The 24,337-nt window shown below is 62.8% G+C and carries 24 protein-coding genes; 13 read left to right on the top strand and 11 right to left on the bottom strand.

The features are described 5' to 3' along the window. Positions 1-259 precede the first annotated feature (259 nt). Positions 260-1,561: a mechanosensitive ion channel family protein gene (locus tag ACTJJN_RS15145; protein WP_041167298.1), complete on the bottom strand. Its 1,302-nt coding sequence runs from the start codon at positions 1,559-1,561 to the stop codon at positions 260-262. Positions 1,562-1,664: 103 nt separating this feature from the next. Here ACTJJN_RS15145 and ACTJJN_RS15150 point away from each other — a divergent pair, with 103 nt between their 5' ends. Further along, positions 1,665-3,026: a DEAD/DEAH box helicase gene (locus ACTJJN_RS15150; RefSeq protein ID WP_012051553.1), complete on the top strand. Its 1,362-nt coding sequence runs from the start codon at positions 1,665-1,667 to the stop codon at positions 3,024-3,026. A 71-nt stretch (positions 3,027-3,097) separates the two neighbouring features. On the opposite strand, the gene ACTJJN_RS15155 is transcribed toward ACTJJN_RS15150, so the two are convergent. Further along, entirely contained in the window at positions 3,098-3,370 is a 273-nt protein-coding gene (locus ACTJJN_RS15155; RefSeq protein WP_012051554.1) for a hypothetical protein, read from the bottom strand. Positions 3,371-3,585: 215 nt separating this feature from the next. Here ACTJJN_RS15155 and ACTJJN_RS15160 point away from each other — a divergent pair, with 215 nt between their 5' ends. The 4 genes from ACTJJN_RS15160 (at position 3,586) to ACTJJN_RS15175 (ending at position 5,600) form a co-directional block, all read left to right on the top strand. After that, positions 3,586-3,864 (top strand): BrnT family toxin, encoded by a 279-nt coding sequence (locus ACTJJN_RS15160; protein ID WP_010955211.1) that lies wholly within the window; start codon positions 3,586-3,588, stop codon positions 3,862-3,864. Continuing rightward, positions 3,842-4,096, top strand: coding sequence for a BrnA antitoxin family protein (locus ACTJJN_RS15165; protein WP_004576871.1), 255 nt, complete (start codon positions 3,842-3,844; stop codon positions 4,094-4,096). Before ACTJJN_RS15160 ends, ACTJJN_RS15165 begins: the two co-directional genes overlap by 23 nt. Positions 4,097-4,172: 76 nt before the next feature. Beyond that, entirely contained in the window at positions 4,173-4,568 is a 396-nt protein-coding gene (locus ACTJJN_RS15170; protein WP_003254595.1) for a hypothetical protein, read from the top strand. Between the two features lie 105 nt (positions 4,569-4,673). Further along, a complete protein-coding gene (locus ACTJJN_RS15175) occupies positions 4,674-5,600 on the top strand; it encodes a DMT family transporter (RefSeq protein WP_014755720.1) in 927 nt (308 codons plus the stop codon). 52 nt (positions 5,601-5,652) lie between these two features. On the opposite strand, the gene ACTJJN_RS15180 is transcribed toward ACTJJN_RS15175, so the two are convergent. Continuing rightward, positions 5,653-6,825, bottom strand: a complete 1,173-nt coding sequence (locus ACTJJN_RS15180; RefSeq protein WP_014755721.1) for an MFS transporter — start codon at positions 6,823-6,825, stop codon at positions 5,653-5,655. 106 nt (positions 6,826-6,931) lie between these two features. Here ACTJJN_RS15180 and ptrR point away from each other — a divergent pair, with 106 nt between their 5' ends. Together ptrR and ACTJJN_RS15190 are read left to right on the top strand one after the other, a co-directional pair. Beyond that, a complete protein-coding gene (gene ptrR / locus ACTJJN_RS15185) occupies positions 6,932-7,825 on the top strand; it encodes a putrescine utilization regulator PtrR (RefSeq protein WP_003254589.1) in 894 nt (297 codons plus the stop codon). Between the two features lie 124 nt (positions 7,826-7,949). Beyond that, entirely contained in the window at positions 7,950-8,078 is a 129-nt protein-coding gene (locus ACTJJN_RS15190) for a PA1414 family protein (RefSeq protein ID WP_009683677.1), read from the top strand. 126 nt (positions 8,079-8,204) lie between these two features. Here ACTJJN_RS15190 and ACTJJN_RS15195 read toward each other — a convergent pair whose 3' ends face one another. Both ACTJJN_RS15195 and speB read right to left on the bottom strand, forming a co-directional pair. After that, positions 8,205-9,584 carry a sodium:solute symporter gene (locus tag ACTJJN_RS15195; RefSeq protein ID WP_012051556.1) on the bottom strand — a complete coding sequence of 460 codons (1,380 nt, stop codon included), beginning with the start codon at positions 9,582-9,584 and terminating at the stop codon, positions 8,205-8,207. A gap of 132 nt (positions 9,585-9,716) precedes the next feature. Then, complete coding sequence (speB, locus tag ACTJJN_RS15200; protein WP_003254586.1) at positions 9,717-10,667, bottom strand: agmatinase; 951 nt, start codon at positions 10,665-10,667, stop codon at positions 9,717-9,719. Between the two features lie 224 nt (positions 10,668-10,891). Here speB and ACTJJN_RS15205 point away from each other — a divergent pair, with 224 nt between their 5' ends. The 3 genes from ACTJJN_RS15205 to ACTJJN_RS15215 all read left to right on the top strand — a co-directional run bounded on the left by ACTJJN_RS15205 (position 10,892) and on the right by ACTJJN_RS15215 (position 14,152). Continuing rightward, positions 10,892-11,785, top strand: a complete 894-nt coding sequence (locus ACTJJN_RS15205; RefSeq protein ID WP_003254585.1) for a LysR family transcriptional regulator — start codon at positions 10,892-10,894, stop codon at positions 11,783-11,785. A gap of 137 nt (positions 11,786-11,922) precedes the next feature. Next, positions 11,923-13,488 carry a methyl-accepting chemotaxis protein gene (locus ACTJJN_RS15210; protein ID WP_070096451.1) on the top strand — a complete coding sequence of 522 codons (1,566 nt, stop codon included), beginning with the start codon at positions 11,923-11,925 and terminating at the stop codon, positions 13,486-13,488. A gap of 64 nt (positions 13,489-13,552) precedes the next feature. Next, positions 13,553-14,152, top strand: coding sequence for a tRNA-uridine aminocarboxypropyltransferase (locus tag ACTJJN_RS15215; RefSeq protein ID WP_017148157.1), 600 nt, complete (start codon positions 13,553-13,555; stop codon positions 14,150-14,152). Positions 14,153-14,214: 62 nt separating this feature from the next. Here ACTJJN_RS15215 and ACTJJN_RS15220 read toward each other — a convergent pair whose 3' ends face one another. The 3 genes from ACTJJN_RS15220 to ACTJJN_RS15230 all read right to left on the bottom strand — a co-directional run bounded on the left by ACTJJN_RS15220 (position 14,215) and on the right by ACTJJN_RS15230 (position 16,845). Further along, positions 14,215-15,573 (bottom strand): TolC family outer membrane protein, encoded by a 1,359-nt coding sequence (locus ACTJJN_RS15220; protein ID WP_017148158.1) that lies wholly within the window; start codon positions 15,571-15,573, stop codon positions 14,215-14,217. A 311-nt stretch (positions 15,574-15,884) separates the two neighbouring features. Then, entirely contained in the window at positions 15,885-16,250 is a 366-nt protein-coding gene (locus tag ACTJJN_RS15225) for a YbaN family protein (RefSeq protein ID WP_003254578.1), read from the bottom strand. A 7-nt stretch (positions 16,251-16,257) separates the two neighbouring features. Beyond that, positions 16,258-16,845, bottom strand: a complete 588-nt coding sequence (locus ACTJJN_RS15230; RefSeq protein ID WP_010955200.1) for a YecA/YgfB family protein — start codon at positions 16,843-16,845, stop codon at positions 16,258-16,260. Positions 16,846-17,088: 243 nt separating this feature from the next. On the opposite strand from ACTJJN_RS15230, the gene recQ reads away from it, so the two are divergent. Together recQ and ACTJJN_RS15240 are read left to right on the top strand one after the other, a co-directional pair. Next, entirely contained in the window at positions 17,089-19,236 is a 2,148-nt protein-coding gene (gene recQ / locus ACTJJN_RS15235) for a DNA helicase RecQ (RefSeq protein ID WP_088513405.1), read from the top strand. A 151-nt stretch (positions 19,237-19,387) separates the two neighbouring features. Further along, positions 19,388-19,825, top strand: a complete 438-nt coding sequence (locus ACTJJN_RS15240) for a MarR family transcriptional regulator (RefSeq protein ID WP_003254575.1) — start codon at positions 19,388-19,390, stop codon at positions 19,823-19,825. 33 nt (positions 19,826-19,858) lie between these two features. Here the strand turns inward: ACTJJN_RS15240 and ACTJJN_RS15245 are convergent, their stop codons facing one another. Further along, positions 19,859-22,045, bottom strand: a complete 2,187-nt coding sequence (locus ACTJJN_RS15245; protein ID WP_440781379.1) for a patatin-like phospholipase family protein — start codon at positions 22,043-22,045, stop codon at positions 19,859-19,861. 67 nt (positions 22,046-22,112) lie between these two features. Between ACTJJN_RS15245 and ACTJJN_RS15250 the strand changes: the two genes are divergently transcribed. After that, positions 22,113-22,394: a SelT/SelW/SelH family protein gene (locus ACTJJN_RS15250; RefSeq protein WP_003254571.1), complete on the top strand. Its 282-nt coding sequence runs from the start codon at positions 22,113-22,115 to the stop codon at positions 22,392-22,394. Here the strand turns inward: ACTJJN_RS15250 and ACTJJN_RS15255 are convergent, their stop codons facing one another. Together ACTJJN_RS15255 and ACTJJN_RS15260 are read right to left on the bottom strand one after the other, a co-directional pair. After that, positions 22,395-23,285, bottom strand: coding sequence for a DMT family transporter (locus ACTJJN_RS15255; RefSeq protein ID WP_003254570.1), 891 nt, complete (start codon positions 23,283-23,285; stop codon positions 22,395-22,397). 218 nt (positions 23,286-23,503) lie between these two features. After that, positions 23,504-24,271, bottom strand: coding sequence for an AraC family transcriptional regulator (locus tag ACTJJN_RS15260; RefSeq protein WP_440781380.1), 768 nt, complete (start codon positions 24,269-24,271; stop codon positions 23,504-23,506). Positions 24,272-24,337 lie beyond the last annotated feature (66 nt).

Consider the following 24,337-nt stretch of genomic DNA (forward strand, 5'->3'; position numbering starts at 1 on the left):
AACCTGCCGACCGGCACCGGGCCGTTCATGCTGGCGGAGTATTCCAACCTTGAGGCGGGGTTGATTTCGCGGACGATCCTGTTGTCCCCCCTCGCTGGTGACCTTGACGGGGTTGTTGTACCTGCTGGGTTATGCGGAGTAGCTGCCGGCCCATTCGCGGGTCAACCCGCTCCCACAGGGTGGCAGCACGGCTGATGCTGTGAGGTCCCTGTAGGAGCGGGTTCACCCGCGAATGGGCTGCAAGGCAGCCCCGGCAATCTCAAGCCTCGCTCATTTCTTCCAGGCGACGAGGCAATGGCTCTTGGGCTGAACGCCCCGCCAAACCCACCCGCATGTCATTGCCACTGGGCTGCTGATACAAGCTCAAGCCAAACTCCGGCAACACCGCCAGCAGGTAGTCGAAGATGTCCCCCTGGATGCGCTCGTAATCCGCCCACACCGTGGTGGTGGTGAAGCAGTAGATCTCCAGCGGCACGCCTTCGGCGGTGGTCTGCATCTGCCGCACCATGCAGGTCATGTTCGGGTGCACGTTGGGATGGTTCTTCAGATAGGCCAGGGCAAACGCGCGGAAGGTGCCGATGTTGGTCAGCTTGCGGCGGTTGGCCGACAGGTCCGCCACCGGCCCCAGCGCCTCGTTCCAGTTTTGCAGTTCCTGGCGCTTGCCCGCCAGGTAGTCACTCAGTAGCTGCACCTGGCTCAGGCGCTGTTCTTCTTCGCGGGTGAGGAAGCGCACGCCGGCGGCGTCGATGAACAGGCTGCGCTTGATGCGCCGGCCACCGGACTGCTGCATGCCGCGGTAATTGCGGAATGACTCGCTCATCAGGCGCCAGGTGGGGATGGAAACGAGGGTCTTGTCGAAGTTCTGCACTTTCACCGTGTGCAAGGTGATGTCCACCACGTCGCCATCGGCGCCTACCTGCGGCATTTCGATCCAGTCCCCGACATGCAGCATGTCGTTGCTGGTCAGTTGCACGCTGGCGACGAATGACAGCAGGGTGTCCTTGTACACCAACAGCAATACCGCCGACATCGCACCCAGGCCGGACAGCAGCAACAGCGGCGAGCGGTCGATCAGGGTGGCGACGATGATGATCGAGGCGAAGATCCACAACATCATCTTGGCCAGTTGCACGTAGCCCTTGATCGAGCGGGTGCGGGCGTGTTCGGTGCGGGCATAGATGTCGAGCAGGGCATCCAGCAGGCATGACAGCGCCATGGTCATGAACAACAGGGTGAAGGCCAGGGCGACATTGCCAAGGAAGTGCTGAGCGGTGTCGGACAGCTCAGGCACCAGCTTCAGGCCGAACTGCAGCACCAGGGACGGGGTCGTTTGTGCCAGGCGGTGGAACACCTTGTTGTGGCGCAGGTCGTCCAGCCACTTCAGTGCAGGCTGGCGGGCCAGCAGGCGCGCGCCGTGCAGTATCAGGAAGCGCGCCAGGCGGCCGACTGCCAGGGAGATGAGCAGCAGTACTGCCAGACCGATGGCAGCGTGCAGCATAGGATGTTGGTCGAGGGTGCCCCACAGGTCGAGGGAGTCACGCCAGATTCGTTGGATATCCATGGGCTTGCATACAGTCTTGTTGCGAAACGAAGCCGTATTAGAGCGCGGATAGCGACAAAGTTGCCAAAAGAAATTCGGCTAAGGCTGCAGAAAACGTTACCCTATGCAACTGAATTTCCCGCACTTGTCTGAGGTTACCTCCGTGTTCTCCCAATTCGCCCTGCATGAACGCCTGCTTAAAGCCGTGGCCGAGCTTAAATTTGTCGAGCCAACCCCGGTGCAGGCCGCGGCCATCCCCCTGGCCCTGCAAGGGCGGGATCTGCGTGTGACTGCGCAGACCGGCAGCGGCAAGACGGCGGCCTTCGTACTGCCACTGCTCAACCGTCTGGTCGACCTCAGCGGTCCGCGTGTCGAGATTCGCGCGTTGATCCTGCTGCCGACCCGTGAGCTGGCCCAGCAAACCCTCAAGCAGGTGCAGCTGTTCTCGCAGTTCACCTACATCAAGTCGGGCCTGGTGACTGGCGGCGAAGACTTCAAGGAACAGGCCGCCATGCTGCGCAAGGTGCCCGACGTGCTGATCGGCACCCCGGGTCGCCTGCTCGAGCAGCTCAATGCCGGCAACCTCGACCTGTCCCACGTGCAGGTCCTGATCCTGGACGAAGCCGACCGCATGCTCGACATGGGCTTTGCCGAAGACATGGAGCGCCTGTGCAAAGAGTGCGAGAACCGCGAGCAGACCTTGCTGTTCTCGGCTACCACCGGTGGTGCGGCCCTGCGCGACATCATCGGCAAGGTGCTGAAAGACCCTGAACACCTGATGCTCAACAGTGTCTCGCAACTGGCTGAAGGCACCCGCCAGCAGATCATTACCGCCGACCACGACCAGCATAAAGAGCAGATCGCGCAGTGGTTGCTGGCCAACGAAACCTTCGACAAGGCGATCATCTTCACCAACACCCGCGCCATGGCCGACCGCATCTACGGTCACCTGGTGGCCAAGGACGTGAAGGCTTTCGTGCTGCATGGCGAAAAGGACCAGAAGGACCGCAAGCTGGCCATCGAGCGCTTCAAGCAGGGCAGCTCCAAAGTGCTGGTGGCGACCGACGTGGCAGCCCGTGGCCTGGATATCGACGGCCTGGACCTGGTGATCAACTTCGACATGCCACGCAGCGGTGACGAGTACGTACACCGTGTGGGCCGTACCGGCCGTGCCGGTGGCGAAGGCCTGGCGATCTCGTTGATCACCCACAACGACTGGAACCTGATGTCGAGCATCGAGCGCTACCTCAAGCAGCAGTTCGAGCGCCGGGTCATCAAGGAAGTGAAGGGCACCTACAACGGGCCGAAGAAGGTCAAGGCCTCGGGCAAGGCGGCCGGCAGCAAGAAGAAAAAGGTCGAGAAGAAGACCGGCGACAAGAAAGCTGCCGCCAAGCGCAAGCCTACTGCCAAGCCGAAGGCCAACGCGCCTCTGGCCAGTGCAGATGGCCTCGCACCGCTGAAGAAGCGCAAGCCTGCTGCTGAATAAGACTCACGCAGGCCCTTTGCAGAAGCGACGCAAGTTCGCATCTGCGAAGGGCGTGCGCAGGCGACGAACGATCACTCCGCCTTTTTCTCTGCCTGCTTCAACTCCTTGATCCGCTGGTCGATCAGCTGACATTTGTCGGGCAAGTCCTTGCTCGCCGTCCCCAGATCCATCCCCTGAAGCTCATCATTGATCTCCTTGGCCTTTTGCGGGTTCTGCTCGGTCAACTGAGTGACCAGCCCGGCCAGCTCCTCACGTTTCTGCGTTGCTTCTTCAGGTGTGCAGGCCCAAGCGGGCAGGGCGCAGAGCAGGGCAGTGGCACAGGCTATGGGCAGTAGCGGTTTCATCCTTCCAACCTCCGGCGGTGGTGATGCCCGGTGGAGGGCTGTGGGGGCAGGGAAGTTCAGGGCTTGCGACCGATGGAAGATTTCTTTGGTGGTGGTAGTCCGTTTCTGAAACGCTCCCGTATCCCTCCAGCGCCGTTGAGCAGCACGCTACATCGCTCTAGTCTCGAAGGAAAAGAGGGGGTATTGTATGTACAGCTGTAAATACAGGTCGTCCCATGTTCTTTGAATGGGACGAAGGGAAAAACCAGAGCAATATCCGCAAGCACGGCATCGACTTTGCCGACGTTCCTGACATGTTCAACCATCCCATGCTGATCCGGCGTGATGAGGATGTGGAATGTGCTGAAGAACGTTGGGTCAGCCTGGGATGGCTAAAGGCGCTGATAGGTGTCGTCGTGTACACGGAGAGGCGGGGTGAGGTGATACGCATCATTTCTGCAAGAAAAGCCACCAAACGGGAGGCCAGGTACTATGACCAAATCATCGAGAACTGACTGGAGCCGCCTGGCCCGACAGGACGACAAGGATATCGACACATCAGATATCCCTGAACTGGACCAGGACTTTTTCCGCCAGGCCGAGCTGCGCGTTCCCGCCAAGCAGACGGTGACCATTCGACTGGACTCAGATGTCCTCGCCTGGTTCAAGGAGCAGGGCAGCGGCTACCAGACCCGCATCAATCAGTTGCTGCGCCAGTACATGCAAGCGCAACAACGCCAGCGCTAAGCGCTTCGGAACGCTTGGCAACCCTGGCAGGTCCCAATCTGTGTACCCCTTTCGTCCACAGCAGGAGCCCGTAGCCATGAGCATCGCCTACGACTGGGACCTGATCGAACGCTTGCTGCACGAAGTGCAGAACGGCGCCGGTCACAGCTTCACACCCCGCCCTTATGCCGAACAGCATGCTGCTGCACTGGCCGCCAAGGGTGAGCCGGTGGGTGACGTGGATCACCTGAAAACCCGTGCATGCGAGTATGAAAAGCTGCTATTTGAGCGCGGATTCATTGAATGCCGGCCTGAAGAGGACGGCGGCAATGGCGAAAACTTCGTCCTGACCGAACGCGGCTCGCGCTTGATGAGCCTGATCGACAGCAGCATCCCCGGCTTCGAGCACCCGCGCCAGGTGCTGGATGAGCAGGAGGATGCGCTGGACGAAACGACGTTCGAACAGGTATCTGCAAAGGCTCAGATTGCTTGAGGTCGTTTTAAGGCTGGCAAGTGCAGCGTTCAAAACCCGATAATCGGTAGCTTCTGAACGCTGCCGAGCCTTGCCCATGCCTACGATCACCCCAGAGGCCCGCTTATGAGCGCGGTCCGCAAGAACCCTGACGCCTTTGCCTTCCAGGTAATGCTGGGCCTTTGCCTGATCTGGGGCTGCCAGCAGGTGCTGATCAAGACCGCCGCCGTCGACATCGCCCCGGTGATGCAGGCAGCACTGCGCAATGGCATTGCCGCTGTGCTGGTAGGCCTGATGCTGTGCTGGCGGGGTGGCTGGGAGCAGGTCGGCAGCACCTGGCGCGCAGGGTTGGTGGCGGGCGGGCTGTTCGGGGTGGAGTTTCTGTTCATTGCCGAAGGGCTGAAACTGACCTCGGCGGCGCACATGTCGGTGTTCCTCTATACCGCGCCGGTATTTACCGCCTTGGGCCTGCATTTTCGTCTACCCAGTGAACGCTTGCGGCTGCTGCAGTGGCTGGGCATTCTGCTGGCCTTCGGCGGCATTGCCATGGCCTTTGCCGGTGGCACTTCGTTCGAGCACATGGACAGCCGCACCTTGCTGGGAGATGCCTTTGGCGTGATCGCCGGGCTGGCCTGGGGCGCGACCACGGTGGTGGTGCGTTGTTCACGGCTATCGGAGGCGCCGGCGACCTTGACCCTGTTCTATCAGCTGGCGGTCGGTTTTGCCGGGCTGCTGCTGATTGCCCTGCTCAGCGGGCAGATCGGCGCGGTGTCGCTGACGCCGCTGGCGATGGGCAGTGTATTGTTCCAGGGGATTGTGGTGTCGTTTATCAGCTACCTCACCTGGTTCTGGTTGCTGCGCAAATACCTGGCGTCGAACCTCGCGGTGTTTTCCTTCATTACTCCGTTGTTTGGGGTGACCTTTGGCGTTTTGCTGCTGGATGAGCCGCTCAGTGCGAATTTCGTGGTGGGCGCGTTGATGGTATTGCTGGGTGTGATCCTGGTAAGTGCCGAGCCTTGGGTGAAACAACAATTGCGGCGGTTGGTAGGGTGATGGATAGCCTGTACCGGCCCCTTCGCGGGCGGCCGGAGCAGGCTACATCGACTCAGGATGCAGCCTTGGCCTGACAGGCGCTTCCCTGCTGTGCGTTACCCGGCAACTGGACCAGTACGCCAGCCACCGCCAACCCGCCCGCCGCCAGCATCAATGCCGGTTGCAGCCCGCCACTGTAATGGCTGCTGAGCGCCGCCAGCAGCGGCCCACTCAACTGCCCCAAGGCAAAGCACGCGGTCAGCAGCCCGGCATTGCGCTGTGTGGCATGTGGCGCCAACTCGCGCGAGCGCTGCATGACCAGTTGCATGCAGGCCAGGAACGGCCCGCCACACAGCGCAACACCCAGCACCAGCCCGATACCTCCACCCATCAGGCAGGCCAGCACACCCAGCCCTTGCAACCACAGGGTGGTGGTCAACCAGGTCGAGGTGCGGCCACCACGGCTTACGCTCACCAGCAAAACGCCCAGCGCCGCCGCCAGGCCAAACGCCGGCCAGAACAGGTCAGCCAGCCACTGCCCGCGAAACTGCTGATTGGCCATCTGTGACAGAAAGGTGGCTGGCAGGATGTAGCCCATGCCATACAGGCCATACACCAACCCCAGGCGGCCAGTGCCGACACTGCGCGTCGGGCCTTGTCGCACTGGCGGCCGAGCCGGTGCCGCTTGCAGTGCCCGTGGCAACCACGGCTGCACGGCCAGCAGCATCACCAAGGCAGCCACGGCATAGATCAGCCACAGTGCAGCCGAGCCCAACCCCTGCACATGCGCGGCCAGTGCCAGTAGCCCGGTCACGGCAATACCCAGGCCGGGTCCGGCGAAAACCAGCGCTCCCAGGCGCTGGCGGTTGTGGGCATTGGCTACTTGCTGGCTGAGGCTGGTGATCATCACCAGCACCCAGGCGCTGGCCACGCCTGTGCCGAAGCGCAGCAGCAGGTGGCCCCAAAAGCCGTCGGCAGCCCATGAGGCCAGGGTCAGCAGCACACACAGCCACAGCCCCCCGTGCAGGCGCAGCCGTACCTGGCCTGGCGAGCGGGCGAACATGGCGTCCACCGCACCCACGAAATAGCCCAGGTAATTAGCCGCCGCGACCAGCCCGGCGACTGTCAGGTCGAGCTGGCCTTCGGCAATGAGTTGTGGCAGTTGCGGGGTGAGGGCGAAACGGCCGATGCCCATGGCCATCATCAGCGCCACGGCGCTGGCGAGCAGTTGAATGAGTGGCGACATGACAGGTCTCCTGCGCGGATATAAGTGATGGCTGGCAGGTTAGGGTGCTTTTATTTTCAATAAAATTGAATAATGATGATCAAGTTGTTCTGTTTTGGAGAATGCTGTGGAGTTCAGCCAACTGCGTATCTTTCAGGCCGTGGCCGAGGAAGGCTCGGTTACCCGCGCCGCAGAGCGCCTGCACCGGGTGCCATCAAACCTCTCCACGCGCCTGCGCCAACTTGAGGAGCAGCTGGGCGTCGAACTGTTCCTGCGCGAACGTCAGCGCCTGCAACTGTCGCCAGCAGGCAAGGTGCTGCTGGACTATGCCAACCGTATGTCCGCCTTGCGCGACGAAGCGCTGGGCGCCGTGCGTGGCGGTCAGCCGGCTGGGGACTTCGTGCTGGGGACCATGTACAGCACGGCGGCGACCCACTTGCCGGCGTTGCTGGCGCGCTATCACCAGGCTTACCCGCAGGTGAACCTGCAAGTGCGTGCAGCACCCAGCGGCGAGTTGCTTGAAGGGCTGTTGAACCACTCCCTGGATGCTGCTCTTGTGGACGGGCCACCGAGCCTTGCCGGGTTGGATGGCGTGCCGCTGTGCGATGAGCAACTGGTACTGATCACCAGCCCCGAGCACCCGGCGGTCCTCACCGCCAAGGACGTGGCGGGCAAGGCGGTGTTCACCTTCCGCCAGGGCTGCTCGTACCGCATGCGCCTGGAGGCCTGGTATGCCCATGCCCATACGCCGATGGGGCGGGTGATGGAGATCGAGTCGTACCAGAGCATGCTGGCCTGTGTGATCGCGGGTGCGGGTGTGGCGATGATGGCCCAGTCGATGCTCGACAGCCTGCCTGGACGTGATCGGGTGAGGGTGCACCCGCTGCAGGCACCTTTCGATCAGGCGGTCACCTGGCTGATGTGGCGCCAGGGTATGCGCGGGGCTAATCTGCAGGCATGGATCGACCTGCAACAAAGCGAAACGATTAACCAGTCGTCGGAATGCGCCGCCACGGCTTGATCCGAGTCAAAATCGCCCTTATCTGTAGGAACAGAGGCATGCGTAATACAGGACATAGGGCTATGATCTGTATGAAACATCGCAGGATTGATTTGCCGTGAGGCTGACCCGTCAAGGGGGCATTATGAATAAACCACTGTCAAACTGGCTCCACGACCTGGCCGTCGCCTTGGGGCTGATTCCACCACCCTTGCAGCCGGTGCCGATCCCGACTGATGAAGAGCAGCGCAAACGTCAACCGCGTCGGCGCTGATTAACGACAAAGGCCGCTTCACCCGAGTGGGTGCAGCGGCCTTTTTGTGTCTGCTGATTGTCTATTGCGTGTACTGGCCCTTTCGCGCGTGCAAGCCTGCTACAAACGAAAGGGCCGGTACAGCAGTCAGGCCAGCTTCACCGCCGCCACCGACTTGCGCGACACCAGGCTCACGCCCACAAAGCTCACCAGCCCTACTGCCAGGCTGTAGTAGATCGGCGTATTAGCCTCCAGCCCGTCCAGGAACATGAACAGCAGGGCGGTGGCAAAGCCCAGCGACATGCTGGCAATCGCGCCTGCGGTGGTCGCACGCTTCCAGAAGATCGCCCCGATCAGCGGGATCAGCATGCCGCCGACCAGCAGGTTGTAAGCCAGGGTCAGGGCGTTGATCACATCATTCACCATCAGCGCGATGCCCAGCACCACCAGGCCGGTGAGCAGGGTGAACAGGCGGCTGGTGCCCAGGCTCGACTGCTTGCCGCCACGCAGCTTGGGCAGCAGGTCTTCGGTCACGGTGGTCGAGGCAGCCAGCAGACCGGCGCTGGCGGTGGACATCATGGCCGCCAGGGCCGCGGCCATCAGCAGGCCACGGATGCCATCGGGCAGGGTGGTCTTGATCATCTCGGCAAAGGCGTTGTTCGGATTGGCCAGGTCGGGCATCAGCACATGCGCAGCCATGCCGATCGCCGCACAGGCCAGGCCATACAGCACGCAATACACACCGGCGGTGGTGCCGGCTCGCTGACAGACCTTTTCGTCACGGGCGGTGAACACTCGCTGCCAGATGTCCTGGCCGATGAGGATGCCGAAGAAGTAGATCAGGAAGTAAGTGATGATGGTGTCCCAGCCAATGGTAGTCAGCTGGAAGCTGGCCGCTGGCAGTTTGGCCACCAGGGTGTCCCAACCACCGGCCTTGTACAGGCACACTGGCAGCAGGATGAACATCAGGCCGACGGTCTTGATCACGAACTGGACGATATCGGTCAGGGTCAGCGACCACATGCCGCCGATGGTCGAGTACAGCACTACCACGCCGCCGCCGAGCATCAGCGAAGCCCAGAACGGCAGGTCCAGCAGCACCTGCAGGACGGTGGCCATGGCCAGGGTCGAGGTGACCCCGATCATCAGCGCGTAAGCCAGCATGATGACGGCGCTGGCCTGGCGTGCGGTGGGGTTGTAGCGCTGTTCCAGTACCTGGGTCACGGTGAAGATGCGCAGGCGCAGCAGCGGTTTGGCGAGGAACAGGTTGATGGCGATGATGCCCAGGCCCAGGGCTGCGCACAGCCAGAAGCCGGAAATGCCGTGGACGTAGCCCAGGCGCACGGTGCCGACGGTGGAAGCGCCACCGAGTACGGTGGTGGCCATGGTGCCCATGTACAGCACCGGGCCGAGGTTGCGCCCGGCTACCAGGTAGTCTTCATGGGTTTTCGCGCGGCGCATGCCATACCAGCCAAGCCCGAGCATGCCGGCGGTGTAGATCATTACAACAATGATGTCCAAGGCCATTGGGGGTCTCCCGATTATCTTTATTATGGCGAGATCGACCGCGCGGGCGTTTGCACGGCGCCCGGCGGTCTTTTCTTGTGTTGGCGGGCCTCAGTGGCCCTCCCTCATGGCTCCTGCCGGGGTAGAGCGGTATTAGCGACGCACCACGCCAGGTAGCACGCAGAGCATCTCGAACAGCAGGTTGGCACCGAGCAGCGAGGTGTTGCCGGTGGTGTCGTAAGGCGGGGAGACTTCGACAAGGTCACAGCCGATCAGGTCCAGGCCGTGGCAGCCGCGAATGATCTCCATCGCCTGGATGGTGGTCAAGCCGCCGATCTCCGGGGTTCCGGTACCGGGCGCCCAGGCCGGGTCGATGCCATCGATGTCGAAAGACAGGTAAACCGGGCCACCGCCGACTTTTTCCCGCACTTCGGCCATTAGTGGCTCCAGTGACTTGTGCCAGCACTCTTCGGCCTGGACCACGCGGAAGCCCTGGCGACGGCTCCAGTTGAAGTCATCGGCGGTGTAGCCCTGGGCGCGCAGGCCGATCTGCACCACGCGGTCACAGTCGAGCAGGCCTTCTTCCACGGCACGGCGGAAGGTGGTGCCGTGGGCGATCTTCTCGCCGAACATGTGGTCGTTGACGTCGGCGTGGGCATCGATGTGTACCAGGCCGATCTTGCCGTGTTTCTTGTGCAGCGCACGCAGGATCGGCAGGGTGATGGTGTGATCGCCCCCCAGGGTCATGGGGATGACGTTGTGCTCGACGATCTCGTCATACGCTTCTTCGATGATGCGCACGGCGTCCAGCAGATTGAAGGTGTTGATTGCCACATCGCCGATATCGGCGACCGACAGCGAGTCGAACGGGGCGGCACCGGTCGCCATGTTGTACGGGCGGATCATCACCGATTCGGCGCGGATCTGCCGCGGGCCGAAGCGGGTGCCGGAGCGTAGCGAGGTACCGATATCCAGCGGTACGCCAATGAAGGCAGCATCCAGGCCTTCGGCGCTTTGCAGGTGGGGGAGGCGGAGCATGGTGGCGATGCCGCCGAAACGCGGCATTTCGTTGCCGCCCAGTGGTTGGTGGAGAGTCTTGTCCACGGTGGGCCTCATCAGTCGGTCGATTGTTGTGTTTGTTCGAACCTGTGCCGCCGCGCGCCATTCACGTTTGGTTTGCCGGCGGGCAGGGACATTTCGGCCAAGTCTGCTCAAGGGAGTACCGGGGAAGAATCGCTACCGACAAATACTTAGTTCAGGATTTTCTGAACTAAAGGCGGGTAGAGCAGTTAGACTGCGCGCACATACCCTTGTGGAACCGTTGCATCATGGCCTCGACCTTGCCCGACCTGAAACTGCTGCGCATCTTCATCAGCGTGGTGCGCCACCAGGGCTTTGCCAACGCCCAGCGCGAGCTGAACCTGTCGACCTCGGCCATCAGTACCTACATGAGCCAGCTGGAGGGCGCGTTGGGTATCGTGCTGTGCCACCGGGGTCGGGGTGGCTTCAGCCTGACCAGCAAGGGCGAGCTGTTCCATCAGGAAACCCTGCGCCTGCTGGCCGAGCTGGACGGTTTCGAGCAGTATGCCGCCGCCCTCAAGGGCGAACTGCGTGGCACCCTCAACCTTGGCGTGATCGACTCCACGGTCGGTGACCGCGCCTTGCCGCTGGCCGAAGCCATCGGTGCCTACAGCCAGGAGCACCCGGCGGTGCACCTGCACCTGTCGGTGTCCAGCCCCTACGAGCTGCAATTGGGTGTGCAGGACAACCGCCTGGACTTGGCCATCGGTGCGTTTTCTTCGCGGATGAGCGGCTTGCTCTACCAGCCGTTGTACCGCGAACAGCACTGGCTGTACTGCAGCAGCCGCCACCCGTTGTATGCCGAGCGGCGCATTCCCGAGCAGGTGGTGACCCAGCAGCGCATGGTCGGCCGTGGTTATTGGAGCCAGGCCGAACTGGCCCGGCATGGCTTCAAGCACAGTGCGGCGACGGTTGAAAGCATGGAGGCGCAGCTGATCCTGATCCTTTCCGGGGCCTATATCGGCTACTTGCCTGAACACTACGCCCAGGCCTGGGTCGACAAAGGTGACTTGCGTGTACTGTCGCCGTCGACCTTTGGTTACCAGGCCCCGTTCTCGCTGATCATTCGCCGCGGGCGCAGCCGCGAACCGTTGATCCAGACCTTCCGTGACCTGTTGAAAAGCCAGCTCAACGTGGGCTGAGATGCGACGCATTCATGCATTCCGTCGGGAGCGGGTTAAATTCCGGTAAACGCTGGCCGCTAACCTGATAGCGCTCTGCTACATATCAACTTGCGCTGATGATTTCCCCTTATTTCATCCTGCAAGGATCGCCCAAGATGCGCATGAATTTGCCCGTCACTGAGCACGAAAGAACCTTCCCCGGCGATCAACGCCTTATTTCCACGACTGACCTCGGCAGCCGAATCACCTACTGCAACGACGCCTTTGTGGCAATCAGCGGCTTTACCTATGACGAACTGGTCGGCCAACCGCACAACCTGGTGCGCCACCCGGACATGCCGCCTGCGGTGTTTGGCCACATGTGGGAGACCATCAAGCAGGGCAAACCCTGGATGGGCATCGTCAAGAACCGGGCGAAGAACGGCGATTACTATTGGGTAAGCGCCTATGTCACGGCGATATACGAACAAGGCCGGATCAGTGGCTACGAGTCGGTGCGCTCGGTGCCCACGCGCGAGCAGATCCGCCGTGCCGAGGCACTGTATGCGCGTTTGCGTGATGGTCGCGGCCCAGTGCCGTGGGCTGCTCGCCTGGGGCACGGCCTGGGCCATGGCTGGCCACTGATCGGCGCAGGCCTGCTGTCGGCGGCGGGTTACCTTTGGTTGCCCCCCTATGCGGCGCTCGCGGTGCTGATGGCAAGTCTGCTGCTGGCTTGGTACTGGGTCGAGCACCGGCAGAACCAGGCCATTCGCCGCACGTTGGCTGAGCATCCCAAGGCCTTTACCAGTCCGTTGGTGGCGCTGACCTACAGCGACAACCCAGGCCTGCAGGGCCAGCTCGACCTGGCCATCATCAGCGAAGAAGCCCGCCTGCAAACGGCCCTGACCCGGCTGGTGGATGCCGGTGTCGGGGTAAAGTCGCGGGCGGCGCAGTCTTCCGACTTGTCCGATGCCCAGGCGCAGATGCTCGACCGGCAGCGCAGCGAGACCGACCAGTCCGCCACGGCGATCGCGCAGATGGCGGCAACCATCCAGCAGGTCACCCACAACGTGCAGAGCACGGCACACGCGGCAGGTGATGCCGACCAACTGGCGCAGCAGGGCAGCGAGCTGGCCCTGAAGAGCCTGCAAGCCATGGGCAGCATGAGCGACGCGGTCAATGACATTGGTCAGGCGGTCAACGCCTTGGCCGAGCAGACCCAGTCGATTGGCAGCGTGGTCGACGTGATCACTTCGATTGCCGAGCAGACCAACCTGCTGGCGCTTAACGCCGCCATTGAAGCGGCGCGCGCCGGTGAGCAAGGGCGGGGGTTCGCCGTGGTGGCTGATGAGGTGCGGTCATTGGCGCAGCGTACCCGCGCGTCGACCGAAGAGATCCACCATATCATTGCCTCGTTGAGGGCCGGGGCGGAGCGAGCGGTGAGCACTGCCAGCCGGGGCGAGCAGATTTCCCGGGACAGTGTGCACAGTGTCGAGGCGGTGCAGGCGGCACTGAGCGGGATTGCCCTGGCGGTCAGCCGCATCACTGGCATGAGCCAGCAGATGGCCACGGCATCGGAGCAACAGAGCCATGTGGCTGAAGACATCAACCAGCAGATCGTGAGAATTGCCCAGCTGTGCGACCAGAGTGCCGGGCAAGCCAGGCAAGGCGCGGAAATCAGCCAGGACCTCGAGCGCATGGCGGAGTACCTGCATAGCCTGGCGGAAAGGTTCAACCGTTGAAATCGCGGGGCCCGCAAAGCGAGCCCCGGTTATGTGGCAAACTGTCCCCGCCAAGGAGACCGTCATGCCCAGACCCCGCTGCGAGCGCTGCCAGCGCCCGCTCGACCATTGCCTATGCCCACTGATCCCCGCGCTCGACAGCCGCACCCGTGTGATCCTGCTGCAGCACCCCAGTGAAACTGCCCATGCCCTGAACACGGCGCGCCTGGCTGCCCTTGGCCTGAACAATGCCGAGCTGCGGATTGGAGAGGTGTTCGATGACCTGCCTGACCTGCTCGCCACCCCCGGATACCAGCCGGTGCTGCTGTTCCCGGGTGATGACGCCCAGGTGCTGACAGCCTATGGCGAGGCGGGCGACAAACCTTTGCTGCTGATCGTGCCCGACGGCACCTGGCGCAAGGCGCGCAAGCTGCTGTACCTGAACCCGTTGCTGGGGGGGCTGCCACGGGTGACGCTGGCCCAGGCGGCCGCTTCACGCTATCGGTTGCGCAAAGCGCCGGAGGCGGGTGCATTGTCGACGATCGAGGCGGTGGTCGGGGCATTGAACACGCTGGAGCAACCGGCCTGTTTCGATGCACTGCTGGCGCCGTTCGAGGCGTTGATCGAGGGGCAGATCAGGGCCATGGGCGTAGAGACTTTTCAGCGTAATCATGGCCGCGAATGAGGGTTGGGGGCTGCTTTGCAGCCCATTCGCAGCACAAAGCAGCCCCGCTACCTAAAACCCGCTCAACGCATCTCAGGCAGACGCGCCTCGGTGCGGACTTCCGTGGTCGCCAGCGCCTCTGGTGGCAACGAAATATGCTGTTTGCTCAGCAATTCACCCATGGTCGCCAGTACGCGGTAGCGCGAGAACTCTTCGGTATAACGCACCTCGGTGTAGCGACGGTCTGCGTTGTACAGCTCGTTCTCACTGTCGAGGACGTCCAGCAGGGTGCGCTGGCCCAGGCCGAACTGGTCCTGGTAGGCCGCGCGCACACGTTTGGTGGTCTCGGCGTATTCGCGCGCGGTTGGCAGCTGCTTGCTGGCGTTGTTCATGGCGTTCCACGCCAGGCTCAGGTTTTCGGTCAACTCACGCAGGGCGTTGTTGCGAATGTCCAGTGCCTGGTTGATCTTGTGCGCGTCGGACTGCAGGCGAGCCTTGTCGCTGCCACCGCGGAACAGGTTGTAGTTCATCTCCACGCCAGCTTGCCAGTCGTTGTTGTTGTGGCCTTTCTCGCCGCCGGTGTTGTTGTTGGCACCGGTTGCCAGAACGGCGTCGAAGCGCGGGTAGAAGGTCGACTTGCCCACTTCGTACTGCCGCTCGGCGGCGTTGACGTCAGCCTGGGCAGACTTGATGTACGGGTTGTTCTGGCGCATGCCGTCGCGGGCTTCGTCGAGGGTGCCTGGCACCTCGCCCTTGATGCTCTGCGGGCTTTCCAGCTCGTCCGGGGCGCGACCGATCACGCTGAAGAAATTGGCCTCGGCATCGGCCAGGTCGACTTCGGCGGTGTCCAGGTTGTTTTCCGCCAGGGCGCGACGTGCGCGGGACTGGTCGAGGTCGGCGGTGCTGCCGACGCCGCGCTCGTTGCGCAGGCCAATCTGGTCGTTGACGCGCAGGTGAGCTTGCAGGTTGTTCTTGGCCAGCGTCACCAGTTCACGGCGTTTGAGCACTTCCAGGTAGACCTCGACTGCACGCAGGGCGACATCCTGGGCAACGGCCTGGGTGTAATAGGCGCGCGAGGTAGAGACCGCCTCGGTGCGGCCTACTTCATTCGCGGTGTTGAAGCCGTCGAAGATCATCTGCCGCAGGCGCAGTTCGGACTGGGTGTAGTTGAGGGTTTCCTTGTTGTGGTTACCCTCGGCACGGGTCGTGGCATTGTCCGAGCGCTGGCGGCCATAACCGGCAACCAGGTCCACGGAAGGGTAGTAGCCACCACGCGCGAACTTCACGTCTTCATCGGCCGACAGCTTGCTGTTACGGTTGGAGCTGACTTGTGGGTGGTAGTCCACGGCGCTTTGGACAGCCTCGGTAATCGACATCGCCTGTACGTTGGCACTCGCCAGGGCCAACAGTAAAGCACTGGTGATGGGGTTCAAAACGCGCATGGTACATCTCCCTGATCCTGGAATTGATCCTGCTGTTCGCCAAAAAAATGACGATAAACGTATCGCGTATAGTGTTGCAGGTTTTTAACAACACAGCTAAGTACATTCAACGCGATAGATAAGAAGATTTATTCATATCAAATTGCCATATAAGATCGTTGTTGTCTAATAGGTGTGTGTTCAAGGGCGCGGAACGAAGGCGGGAAATGCCTTGAAAACCCATGGATACAAGGTCTACACGCGGTTCCAGAACTAATTCGGATAAAGAAGGTGTTGATTAGGCGAAAGCGATATTTGGCGACAAAATATTGTCACTTTGGCTTGTGCAGGGTTTTCAGCCTGAGCAGGTACAGGGTAACCAGTACGGCACTGGTCAGCATGAAGGTACGTGCCCAGAACAGCGGGACCAGGTAGCACGAAAGGCCAATGCTGGCCCACATCAGGCCGATGGCGTAGACCTTGCCCTTGAGGGGGATGCCTTCACCACTGAGGTAGTCACGGATCCATGGCCCCAGCTTGGGATGATGGACCAGCCAGTGATGGAAGCGCGGCGAGCTGCGGGCAAAGCAGGCCGCCGCCAAAAGCAGGAATGGGGTGGTGGGCAATACCGGCAGGAATATCCCCAGCACCCCCAGCGCGACGCTGAGCCAGCCAGTGGCCAGCAGCAGGTAGCGCACAGGTAGCTCAGTGGTGGCGTGGCTTGAGCAGCGCCGGTTTTTCGTCAGGGGCGTGCAGCAGCAGGAACAGTGCGCTCAGTGCCTCAGGGATCTGCACGATCATGTCATCCTGCAGGTTGGCGTTGCTGGCGATGTCGGCGAACTCTGGTTGTTCGTCGAACAAGCCCGAACCCACCATGATCGGCAGCAGCATTTCGCTGACTTCTTCCTCGGCGTTTTCGAACCACGCCTCTTCCCGCAGGAACACGCCTTCCATGAAACCGATGCACCAGCCGCGCAGGTCGGAATCGTCCGGCTCATCGGTCAGGTCGAGGTCGCAGGGCAGGTCGAATTCTTCGTCGCTGGCCAGCTGGCGGGCAATGTGCGCCTTGAGCGCCACCAGGGTGGCCTCGATCTCGGTGCGCTGGGCTTCGCTGGCGTAGTGCGGCTCCTCGGCGAACAGGGCGTCGATCCACTCGCGCTCGGGCACGTCCTCGGCGTTGATCGAAAGAGCGGTGAGGTAGCCGTGTGCGGCGACATAGTCCAGCGCTTCTTCGTGCAGCTCGTCGGCGTCGAGGAAGGCTTGCAGGCGGGTCAGTTGCTCGGCGAAGGACATTACAGGGCTACCTTGGGGAATAAACGATAACGAATTCTAGCACCTTGCAGCGGCAGCGGGGCAAAGGGAACGTCTATCGCCGCGGTGCATGTGCAGCACGGTGCTGCGGTATACTTCGCGATTTTTCATCCAGGGGCAGGTTTTAACGGCTGCCTGGCAAAAACCGCTTACGCATTTGGCGTGTGCGGGGCGGGTTTTTCGTCCAGCCTTTATCCAGGATGGTACGGCGATTTGGAGTTGCACATGCTCGAACAGGCTCAGCGCGTTCTCAAGGACATCTTCGGCTACGACAGTTTCCGTGGGCGCCAGGCAGCGATCATCGAATGCGTGGCCAATGGCGGCGATGCCTTGGTACTGATGCCCACCGGTGGCGGCAAATCGCTGTGTTTCCAGGTGCCGGGGCTGCTGCGCCCGGGCCTGACGGTGGTGGTATCGCCACTGATCGCGCTGATGGACGACCAGGTCGCCACCCTTGACGAGCTGGGTGTGTCTGCGGCCGCCCTGAACTCTACCCTGACGGCGGAGCAGCAGCGTGAACTGGCCGGGCGCCTGCGCCGTGGTGAAGTCAAGATGCTGTACCTGGCGCCGGAACGCCTGGTGCAGCCGCGCATGCTCGACTTCCTGCGCGATCTGGACATCTCGCTGTTCGCCATTGACGAGGCCCACTGCGTTTCGCAATGGGGGCACGATTTCCGCCCCGAGTACCTGCAGCTGGGCCAGCTGGCCGAACTGTTTCCGCATGTGCCGCGCATTGCGCTTACCGCTACGGCCGACATGCGAACCCGCGAGGAGATCGTTCAGCGCCTGCACCTGCAGGGCGCCGAGCGCTTTCTGTCGAGTTTCGACCGGCCCAACATCTTCTACCGCATCGTGCCCAAGGAGGCACCGCGCAAGCAGTTGATGGCCTTCCTCGGCGAACGTCGTGGCAACGCAGGCATCGTCTACTGCCTGTCGCGCAAGAAGGTCGACGAAACCGCCGCCTTCCTCTGCAGTCAGGGGTTCCCTGCGCTGCCGTATCACGCCGGCCTGGCCGCCGAGACACGTGCGGCCAACCAGCACCGCTTTCTCAACGAGGAAGGGCTGATCATGGTCGCTACCATTGCTTTCGGCATGGGTATCGACAAGCCCAACGTGCGCTTCGTTGCTCACCTCGACCTGCCCAAATCGCTTGAGGCCTACTACCAGGAAACCGGCCGGGCCGGCCGTGACGGCCTGCCCTCCGATGCCTGGATGGCCTACGGGCTGCAGGACATGGTGATGCTCAAGCAGATGCTGCAGAACTCCGAAGGCGACGAGCGCCACAAGCGTATCGAGCAGCACAAGCTGGACGCCATGCTGGCGCTGTGCGAAGAAACGCGCTGCCGCCGCCAGTCGCTGCTGGCCTACTTCGACGAAACCCTCGAACAACCGTGCGGGCACTGCGACAACTGTGTCGACAACGTCCAGACCTGGGACGCCACCGAGCCGGCCCGCCAGGCGCTGTCGGCGGTGTTCCGCACCGGCCAGCGCTATGGTGTTGGCCACCTGGTCGATGTGCTGTTGGGCAAGGACACCGAGAAGGTGCGCAATTTCGGCCACGAGAAGCTGTCGGTATTCGGCGTTGGCAAAGGCTTGGCCGAGGTCGAGTGGCGTTCACTGTTCCGTCAGCTGGTGGCGCGCGGCCTGGTCGATATCGACCTGGAAGGCTACGGCGGTCTGCGCCTGTCCGACAGCTGCCGGCCGCTGCTGCGCGGCGAGGTGACCTTGCAACTGCGCCGAGATCTCAAACCGCAGACCACAGCCAAAACCTCGTCGTCCAGCGGCGGCAGCCCGGCCAGCCAGCTGGTGCGTGCCGAAGAGCGCGATCTGTGGGAAGCGCTGCGTACCCTGCGCCGCAAGCTGGCCGAAGAACACAGTGTGCCACCCTACGTCATCTTCCCCGACTCGACACTGCTGGAGATGCTGCGCAGCCAGCCGGTCAGCCTCAGCGACATGGCCCAGGTCAGCGGTGTGGGGGCGCGCAAGTTGGAGCGCTACGGGCAGGCGTTCCTCGAAGTGCTGAACAGCAGCGGTGGCACCGACGAGGCACCGAAAGTGGTGCTCGACCTGCGTCACGAACTGGTCAGCCTGGCCCGTGCCGGCATGACCCCGGCGCAGATCGCCGGGCAGCTCAACTGCAGCGAGAAGAATGTGTATAGCCTGCTGGCCGAGGCGCTGGGCCGCCAGGAGCTGAGTCTGGACCAGGCCATCGACTTGCCGGAAGACCTGATGATGGAGGTGCAGGACGCCTTTCTTGATGGCGAGGGTGAGCTGCCACCGGTGTCGGCCATTGCCCCGCAGTTCGGGGCGCGGGTGCCGGAGGGCGTACTTTATTGCGTGCGCGCAGCGCTGGCGGCGGAATTCGAATTGTAAACGCATGCAGGATCGAAGGCAGAAGCGCCATCTGCTGACCTTTGTCATGCTTTTTGACGATTATCGAACGCGTAACCATGGCCGAGCCTTGCCTCGTGGGGCAGGGCATGATTAGCTGCCTAATAATTAGATCTACTCCAATGAGTTCCTTATGCCCCTGAACGACAACCAACACCGCTTTGGCATGCAACTGGCCCAGATGTCCCGAGGTTGGCGTGCCGAGCTGGACCGCCGCCTGGCCGGGCTCAACCTGTCCCAGGCGCGCTGGCTGGTGTTGCTGCACCTGGCGCGCTTCGAAGACGCCCCGACCCAGCGTGAGCTGGCCCAGAGCGTAGGTGTCGAGGGCCCGACCCTGGCGCGTCTGCTCGACAGCCTGGAAGCGCAAGGGCTGGTGCGCCGGCAGGCGGTGCTGGAGGATCGGCGGGCGAAGAAGATTGTGCTGTGCCCGCCGGCCAAGCCGTTGATCGATCAGATCGAGACCATCGCCAACCAGCTGCGGGTAGAGCTGTTTACCGGCGTGGACGAGGCGGACTTGCAGGTCTGCATGCGCGTGCATGCCAAGATCCTGGCCAATCTCGAAAAGTCCTGAGCTCCCCCCATTGTTGCAGGTGCAGTGCAAGCCTCAGAAGGTGTGCCCAAGGTTCAGGTACACCGCCTGCTCATGCGCACTGTTGGCGCCGTAGCTGAAGTTTAGCGGCCCTAGAGGCGTCTCCAGCCCCAGGAAGATGCTCGCCGCATTGATGTACCCACTGTCGAATTCGTTGTCATTGTTCCACGCCCGCCCTCGCTCCAGCGAGCCGCCGATGTACAGCGGGAAGTCCAGCGGCACATAGGCCCGTGGCGTCAGCCGGCGGTAATAGACTATGCGCAGCAGGCTCACGTTCTGCCCCGATACCGAGTCCTGGCGGAAGCCTGACAGCTCTCGCGCCCCGCCCATCACAAAGCTCGACGTCACCACTTCGGTGTCGTCCAGCGTGCGCCCGTAGCGCCCACCCAGTACGAACGTGTTCGGCCCGCTGCTGATGGCCTTGTCCAGGGTGAACAGCCACTGCCGGTAATCCTGGTCGGAGTCCAGCGACTTGTCGTATTTGCGCAAGGTGAGGCCGATATCCTCGCCATGGTGCGGGAAGTACACGTTATCGAGGGTGTCGAACGAGTACTTCAGCTCGTAGAAACCTTCGTTGAAACTGACTTTGGGCAGGTCCTGGTCGCCGATGCGCACCTCAGCTTCGCCCCAGGCCTTGCCCACGCCCAGGCGCACTTCACCGCTGTTGCCGATCTGCCGGCCTACGTTCAGGCCAAAGCCATAGCGCTCCAGGCGATACTCGGCGACCGGGTCGTTGTCCAGGGTGGCTTCGATGTTCTGCGAGCCCAGGTCCAGGTACGGCGCGATGAAGTAGCGTGAGCCCACATCCAGGGGTTGGTAAAACTCGCTGTACAGCGCTTGCTGGTCACCGATCTGGCCGCGGGTCAGCCATTCGGCGCCAAGGCTGTTGATGCCGTTGACCCGGTAGCTGGCGCCCAGGTTGAAAGCGCTGTCGCCGCGCAGGTCATCGGACAGGTTCAGGCCCAGGCGCAGGTAGTCCGTGCCGCCGCGTCGGCCCCGGGCGTTGATCACCAGGGTATTGTCGTTGCCCTTGTGCACCACGCGGTACTGCACCCTGTCGAAGTAGTCCAGGCCATACAGCGTACCCATGTCGGTCTGCAGGCGGCCCAGTTCCAGCGGTGCGTCGATCGGCTGGCGGATGTACGAGCGGATTACATCATCGCTGACCTTGGAGTCGTTTTCGATCCGGATTGCGGTGATTACCGGCGTGCGCTGGCGCGGCGAGCGGGCCACGGCCAGGCTGGCGTCGCCCTCGAGCTGGCGCAGGGTGGCCAGGCGTGGGTCAAGCAGGCGAGTGGCGCGGTAACCGGCGTCGATCATGTCGCGGGCACGGCCGAAGTCAGTCACGCCGAAGGCGGTCAGCGATGGCTGGATGAGGATGTCGTCGCGGTGCAGACTGGCCAGTTGTTCTTCGGAGTTGCGCCGGGTCATCAAAGTGATCGACTGATTCAGCACGTCGACCACCGTCAGTAATTGCTTGCGATCGCGCAGCGGGGTGCCGATGTCGACCACGATGGCCAGGTCCACGCCCATTTCGCGGGCCACATCCAGCGGAATGTTGTCGACCATCCCGCCGTCCACCAGCAGGCGGCCGTCCAGTTCGACCGGGGCGAACACGGCGGGGATCGACATGCTGGCGCGGATTACCTGGGGCAGGTGACCCCGGCGGAACACGACTTTTTCGCCACTGGCGATGTCGGTAGCCACGGCGCGGAAAGGAATGGGCAGCTTATCGAAGTCGCGGGTGTCGGCGGTATGCGCCAGTTTGCTTTCCAGTAGCAGTGACAAGTTCTGGCCCTGAATCACACCCAGCGGCAGGCCCATGCTGCCGTCGTCGCGAAAGCTGAGCTTCTGCTTGACCAGGAAGTCACGGTCATCCTGCTTGCGCCGGAACGGCACATCCTTGCGCGGCGGGGCATCGGAGAGCGCCTGTTGCCAGTCAAGGGTGGTCGCGAGTTTTTCCAGCTCTTCGACACTGTAGCCCGAGGCGTACAGGCCGCCGACCACCGCGCCCATGCTGGTGCCGGCGATGGCGTCGATGCGCACACCCTGTTCCTCCAGTGCTTTGAGCACGCCGATGTGGGCCAGGCCACGGGCAGCACCGCCAGACAACACCAGGCCGACCTTGGGCCTGGCGGGTTCCGCAGCGATTGCCGTAAGCGAGGTGAGTGCGAGCAGAAAACAGAACAGCAGACGGCGCATCGTGACTCTCAAACCGTGGGCTAAAGACCGCTAGTATAAGCGGCCCCTTACCTGGAGATGTTTCACCATGGCTGACAACAAGCCGGAAATCGTCATCACCTATTGCACCCAGTGCCAGTGGCTGCTGCGTGCGGCCTGGCTGGCTCAGGAACTGCTCAGCACCTTTGCCGACGACCTAGGCCGGGTTGCGCTGGAGCCGGGCACCGGGGGGGTCTTCCGCATCACCTGCAATGGCGTGCAGATCTGGGAGCGCAAGGCCGACGGCGGTTTCCCCGAGGCGAAGGCACTGAAGCAGCGGGTGCGCGACCTGGTCGACCCGCAGCGTGACCTTGGTCACAACGACCGCTGATCAGGCGCCCTCGGTCAGTGGCCGCTGCCTGGGCGGCTGCTCGGCAGCCAGGCGGCTGGACAGCACGATGGCGAAGATGATCAGCGCGCCGCCCAGCAGCATGCGCACGGTAGGTGTTTCGGCGAACACTGCCCAGGCCACGGCAATGCCGTAGACCGGCTCCATGCCGAACACGACCGCAGCGGTGCGCGCCTTGATCACTGCCAGGCTGGCGACGAACAGGCTGTGCGCCACCCCCGTGCAGAAAATGCCGAGCAGGGCGATCCACAGCCAGTCCAGGGTCGCAACGTCGGCCAGGCCGGGCGCCGCGAACGGTAGCAGGCACAGGCCCACCACCAGGTTTTGCCACAGTGCGGCCTGCACTGCAGGCAAACGTCCGGAGCCGGCCCGGTTGGTCAGTGACAGCAGCGAGAACAGCAGGCCCGAGAGCAGTGCCCAGAGCAGGCCGCCGGTGGCTTCGCTGGCCAGGTCGAATGCCGGTGTGACCAGTATCAGGCCGATGCTGACCAGCACGACCAAGACGGCTTCGTTACGGTGGATACGCTCGCGGAACAGCAGGCTTTCGAGGATCACCGTAAAGGCCGGGAAGCTGGCGAAGCCGAGGGTGGCGATGGCTACGCCGCCCACTTTGACGGCGATGAAGAAACTGACCCAGTGGCCGGCCAGCAGCACACCGCCGAGCAGCAGGCGGCGCGTATCCTGGCGGCTCACGCGTTGCCAGCCCGGGCCGGCCAGGCTGGCGAACAGGGCCAGGGCGAGTACGGCGAAGGCGGCGCGACCGAAGACGATGATCGCCGGGCTGGCGCTGGCGGCCAGTTTGCCGAAGACGCCGGTAAGGCCGAAGAACAGCGCGCCAATGTGCAGTGCGCCGAGGGCGGTGCGGTGGTTCATGATGGGTCCTTGATGAAGATCTCTACAGGCAGTGCCGGCCCTTTCGCGGGTAAACCCTTTCCTACAGGTTGTGCCAGCGCTTTCGCGGGTAAACCCGCTCCTACAGGTTTTGCACAACCTTCAGGCGGGGGCATCCNAGGAGCGGGTTTACCCGCGAAAGGGCCGGTAAAGGCAAAGTCTAAAGCCTCAGGCGAACACGTTCTGTCGCAAGACTGCTGTCAGTTATCGCCAGACTCTCGCCGCAAAGCCAAAGGTGTACACCCGAACGCCCGTAGCATCGCCGCTGAAAAGGCACTTTGCGAGCTATACCCCACCTGCGCCGCAATTTCGCCTATCGGCAGCACGGTCTGCACGATTAGCCGCCGGGCCTTGAGCAAACGCCGCTGGCGAATGTAGTCCATCGGCGTCATGCCGCACTCAGTGGTAAAGCGCGCATGCAGCCGGGCACTGGACAGCCCGGCGATGCGCGCCAGGTCAGCTACCTGCAGCGGGTAAGCCGCATGCTGCTCGATATGCGCATCGAAGGCGCTGTAGGGCAGGCGCTGGCTGGCGTGCACGCTGGCTGCCGCTGTGGCGTTGAGGCTGGCCAGCAGCAGTGCCGCGCCTTGACGGGCAATCAGCGGGTCGTGCACGGGGCTGCTCGCCAGCCAGTCCACCAGTTGCTGCTGGCGCTCATCCAGGCTTACGGCGGCGGGGCGGTCGAGCAGGCGGCGGCTGGCATCGGCATGCTCGCCCAGGTGCTCGCGCAGCCAAGGCTCCCCAGGCACATCAAGCACCAGGCAATCACTGCCGGCATCGCTGGCGCACGTGTGATGAGCACCCGCCGGGACCACGATCAGCCCCTGGCGATCAATGCCGGCGCCATGCCCCTGGACCTCGAACTCCAGGCGGCCGCGCAGGCCGAACACCAGTTGCGGGTGTTCGTGGCTGTGGGCGATCAGGCTGTCGCGGTAATGGCGCAGCGAGAGGATCGGGCCGGCGGTCATGGGGCTTCCTCGCAGGGCAGGCGCCCATTGTGCCTCAATCCCTGCACGCCATCACTCGTCACTGTT

Source organism: Pseudomonas sp. 22515 (genome assembly GCF_052044625.1).
Taxonomy (GTDB): Bacteria; Pseudomonadota; Gammaproteobacteria; order Pseudomonadales; family Pseudomonadaceae; genus Aquipseudomonas; species Aquipseudomonas alloputida.

Excerpts from the sequence above, each read along its gene's own strand:
- ACTJJN_RS15145 (WP_041167298.1), bottom strand. The coding sequence starts at position 1,561 with ATGGATATCCAACGAATCTGGCGTGACTCCCTCGACCTGTGGGGCACC.
- ACTJJN_RS15150 (WP_012051553.1), top strand. The coding sequence starts at position 1,665 with ATGCAACTGAATTTCCCGCACTTGTCTGAGGTTACCTCCGTGTTCTCC.
- ACTJJN_RS15155 (WP_012051554.1), bottom strand. The coding sequence starts at position 3,370 with ATGAAACCGCTACTGCCCATAGCCTGTGCCACTGCCCTGCTCTGCGCC.
- ACTJJN_RS15160 (WP_010955211.1), top strand. The coding sequence starts at position 3,586 with ATGTTCTTTGAATGGGACGAAGGGAAAAACCAGAGCAATATCCGCAAG.
- ACTJJN_RS15165 (WP_004576871.1), top strand. The coding sequence starts at position 3,842 with ATGACCAAATCATCGAGAACTGACTGGAGCCGCCTGGCCCGACAGGAC.
- ACTJJN_RS15170 (WP_003254595.1), top strand. The coding sequence starts at position 4,173 with ATGAGCATCGCCTACGACTGGGACCTGATCGAACGCTTGCTGCACGAA.
- ACTJJN_RS15175 (WP_014755720.1), top strand. The coding sequence starts at position 4,674 with ATGAGCGCGGTCCGCAAGAACCCTGACGCCTTTGCCTTCCAGGTAATG.
- ACTJJN_RS15180 (WP_014755721.1), bottom strand. The coding sequence starts at position 6,825 with ATGTCGCCACTCATTCAACTGCTCGCCAGCGCCGTGGCGCTGATGATG.
- ACTJJN_RS15190 (WP_009683677.1), top strand. The coding sequence starts at position 7,950 with ATGAATAAACCACTGTCAAACTGGCTCCACGACCTGGCCGTCGCCTTG.
- ACTJJN_RS15195 (WP_012051556.1), bottom strand. The coding sequence starts at position 9,584 with ATGGCCTTGGACATCATTGTTGTAATGATCTACACCGCCGGCATGCTC.
- ACTJJN_RS15205 (WP_003254585.1), top strand. The coding sequence starts at position 10,892 with ATGGCCTCGACCTTGCCCGACCTGAAACTGCTGCGCATCTTCATCAGC.
- ACTJJN_RS15210 (WP_070096451.1), top strand. The coding sequence starts at position 11,923 with ATGCGCATGAATTTGCCCGTCACTGAGCACGAAAGAACCTTCCCCGGC.
- ACTJJN_RS15215 (WP_017148157.1), top strand. The coding sequence starts at position 13,553 with ATGCCCAGACCCCGCTGCGAGCGCTGCCAGCGCCCGCTCGACCATTGC.
- ACTJJN_RS15220 (WP_017148158.1), bottom strand. The coding sequence starts at position 15,573 with ATGCGCGTTTTGAACCCCATCACCAGTGCTTTACTGTTGGCCCTGGCG.
- ACTJJN_RS15230 (WP_010955200.1), bottom strand. The coding sequence starts at position 16,845 with ATGTCCTTCGCCGAGCAACTGACCCGCCTGCAAGCCTTCCTCGACGCC.
- recQ (WP_088513405.1), top strand. The coding sequence starts at position 17,089 with ATGCTCGAACAGGCTCAGCGCGTTCTCAAGGACATCTTCGGCTACGAC.
- ACTJJN_RS15240 (WP_003254575.1), top strand. The coding sequence starts at position 19,388 with ATGCCCCTGAACGACAACCAACACCGCTTTGGCATGCAACTGGCCCAG.
- ACTJJN_RS15245 (WP_440781379.1), bottom strand. The coding sequence starts at position 22,045 with ATGCGCCGTCTGCTGTTCTGTTTTCTGCTCGCACTCACCTCGCTTACG.
- ACTJJN_RS15250 (WP_003254571.1), top strand. The coding sequence starts at position 22,113 with ATGGCTGACAACAAGCCGGAAATCGTCATCACCTATTGCACCCAGTGC.
- ACTJJN_RS15255 (WP_003254570.1), bottom strand. The coding sequence starts at position 23,285 with ATGAACCACCGCACCGCCCTCGGCGCACTGCACATTGGCGCGCTGTTC.
- ACTJJN_RS15260 (WP_440781380.1), bottom strand. The coding sequence starts at position 24,271 with ATGACCGCCGGCCCGATCCTCTCGCTGCGCCATTACCGCGACAGCCTG.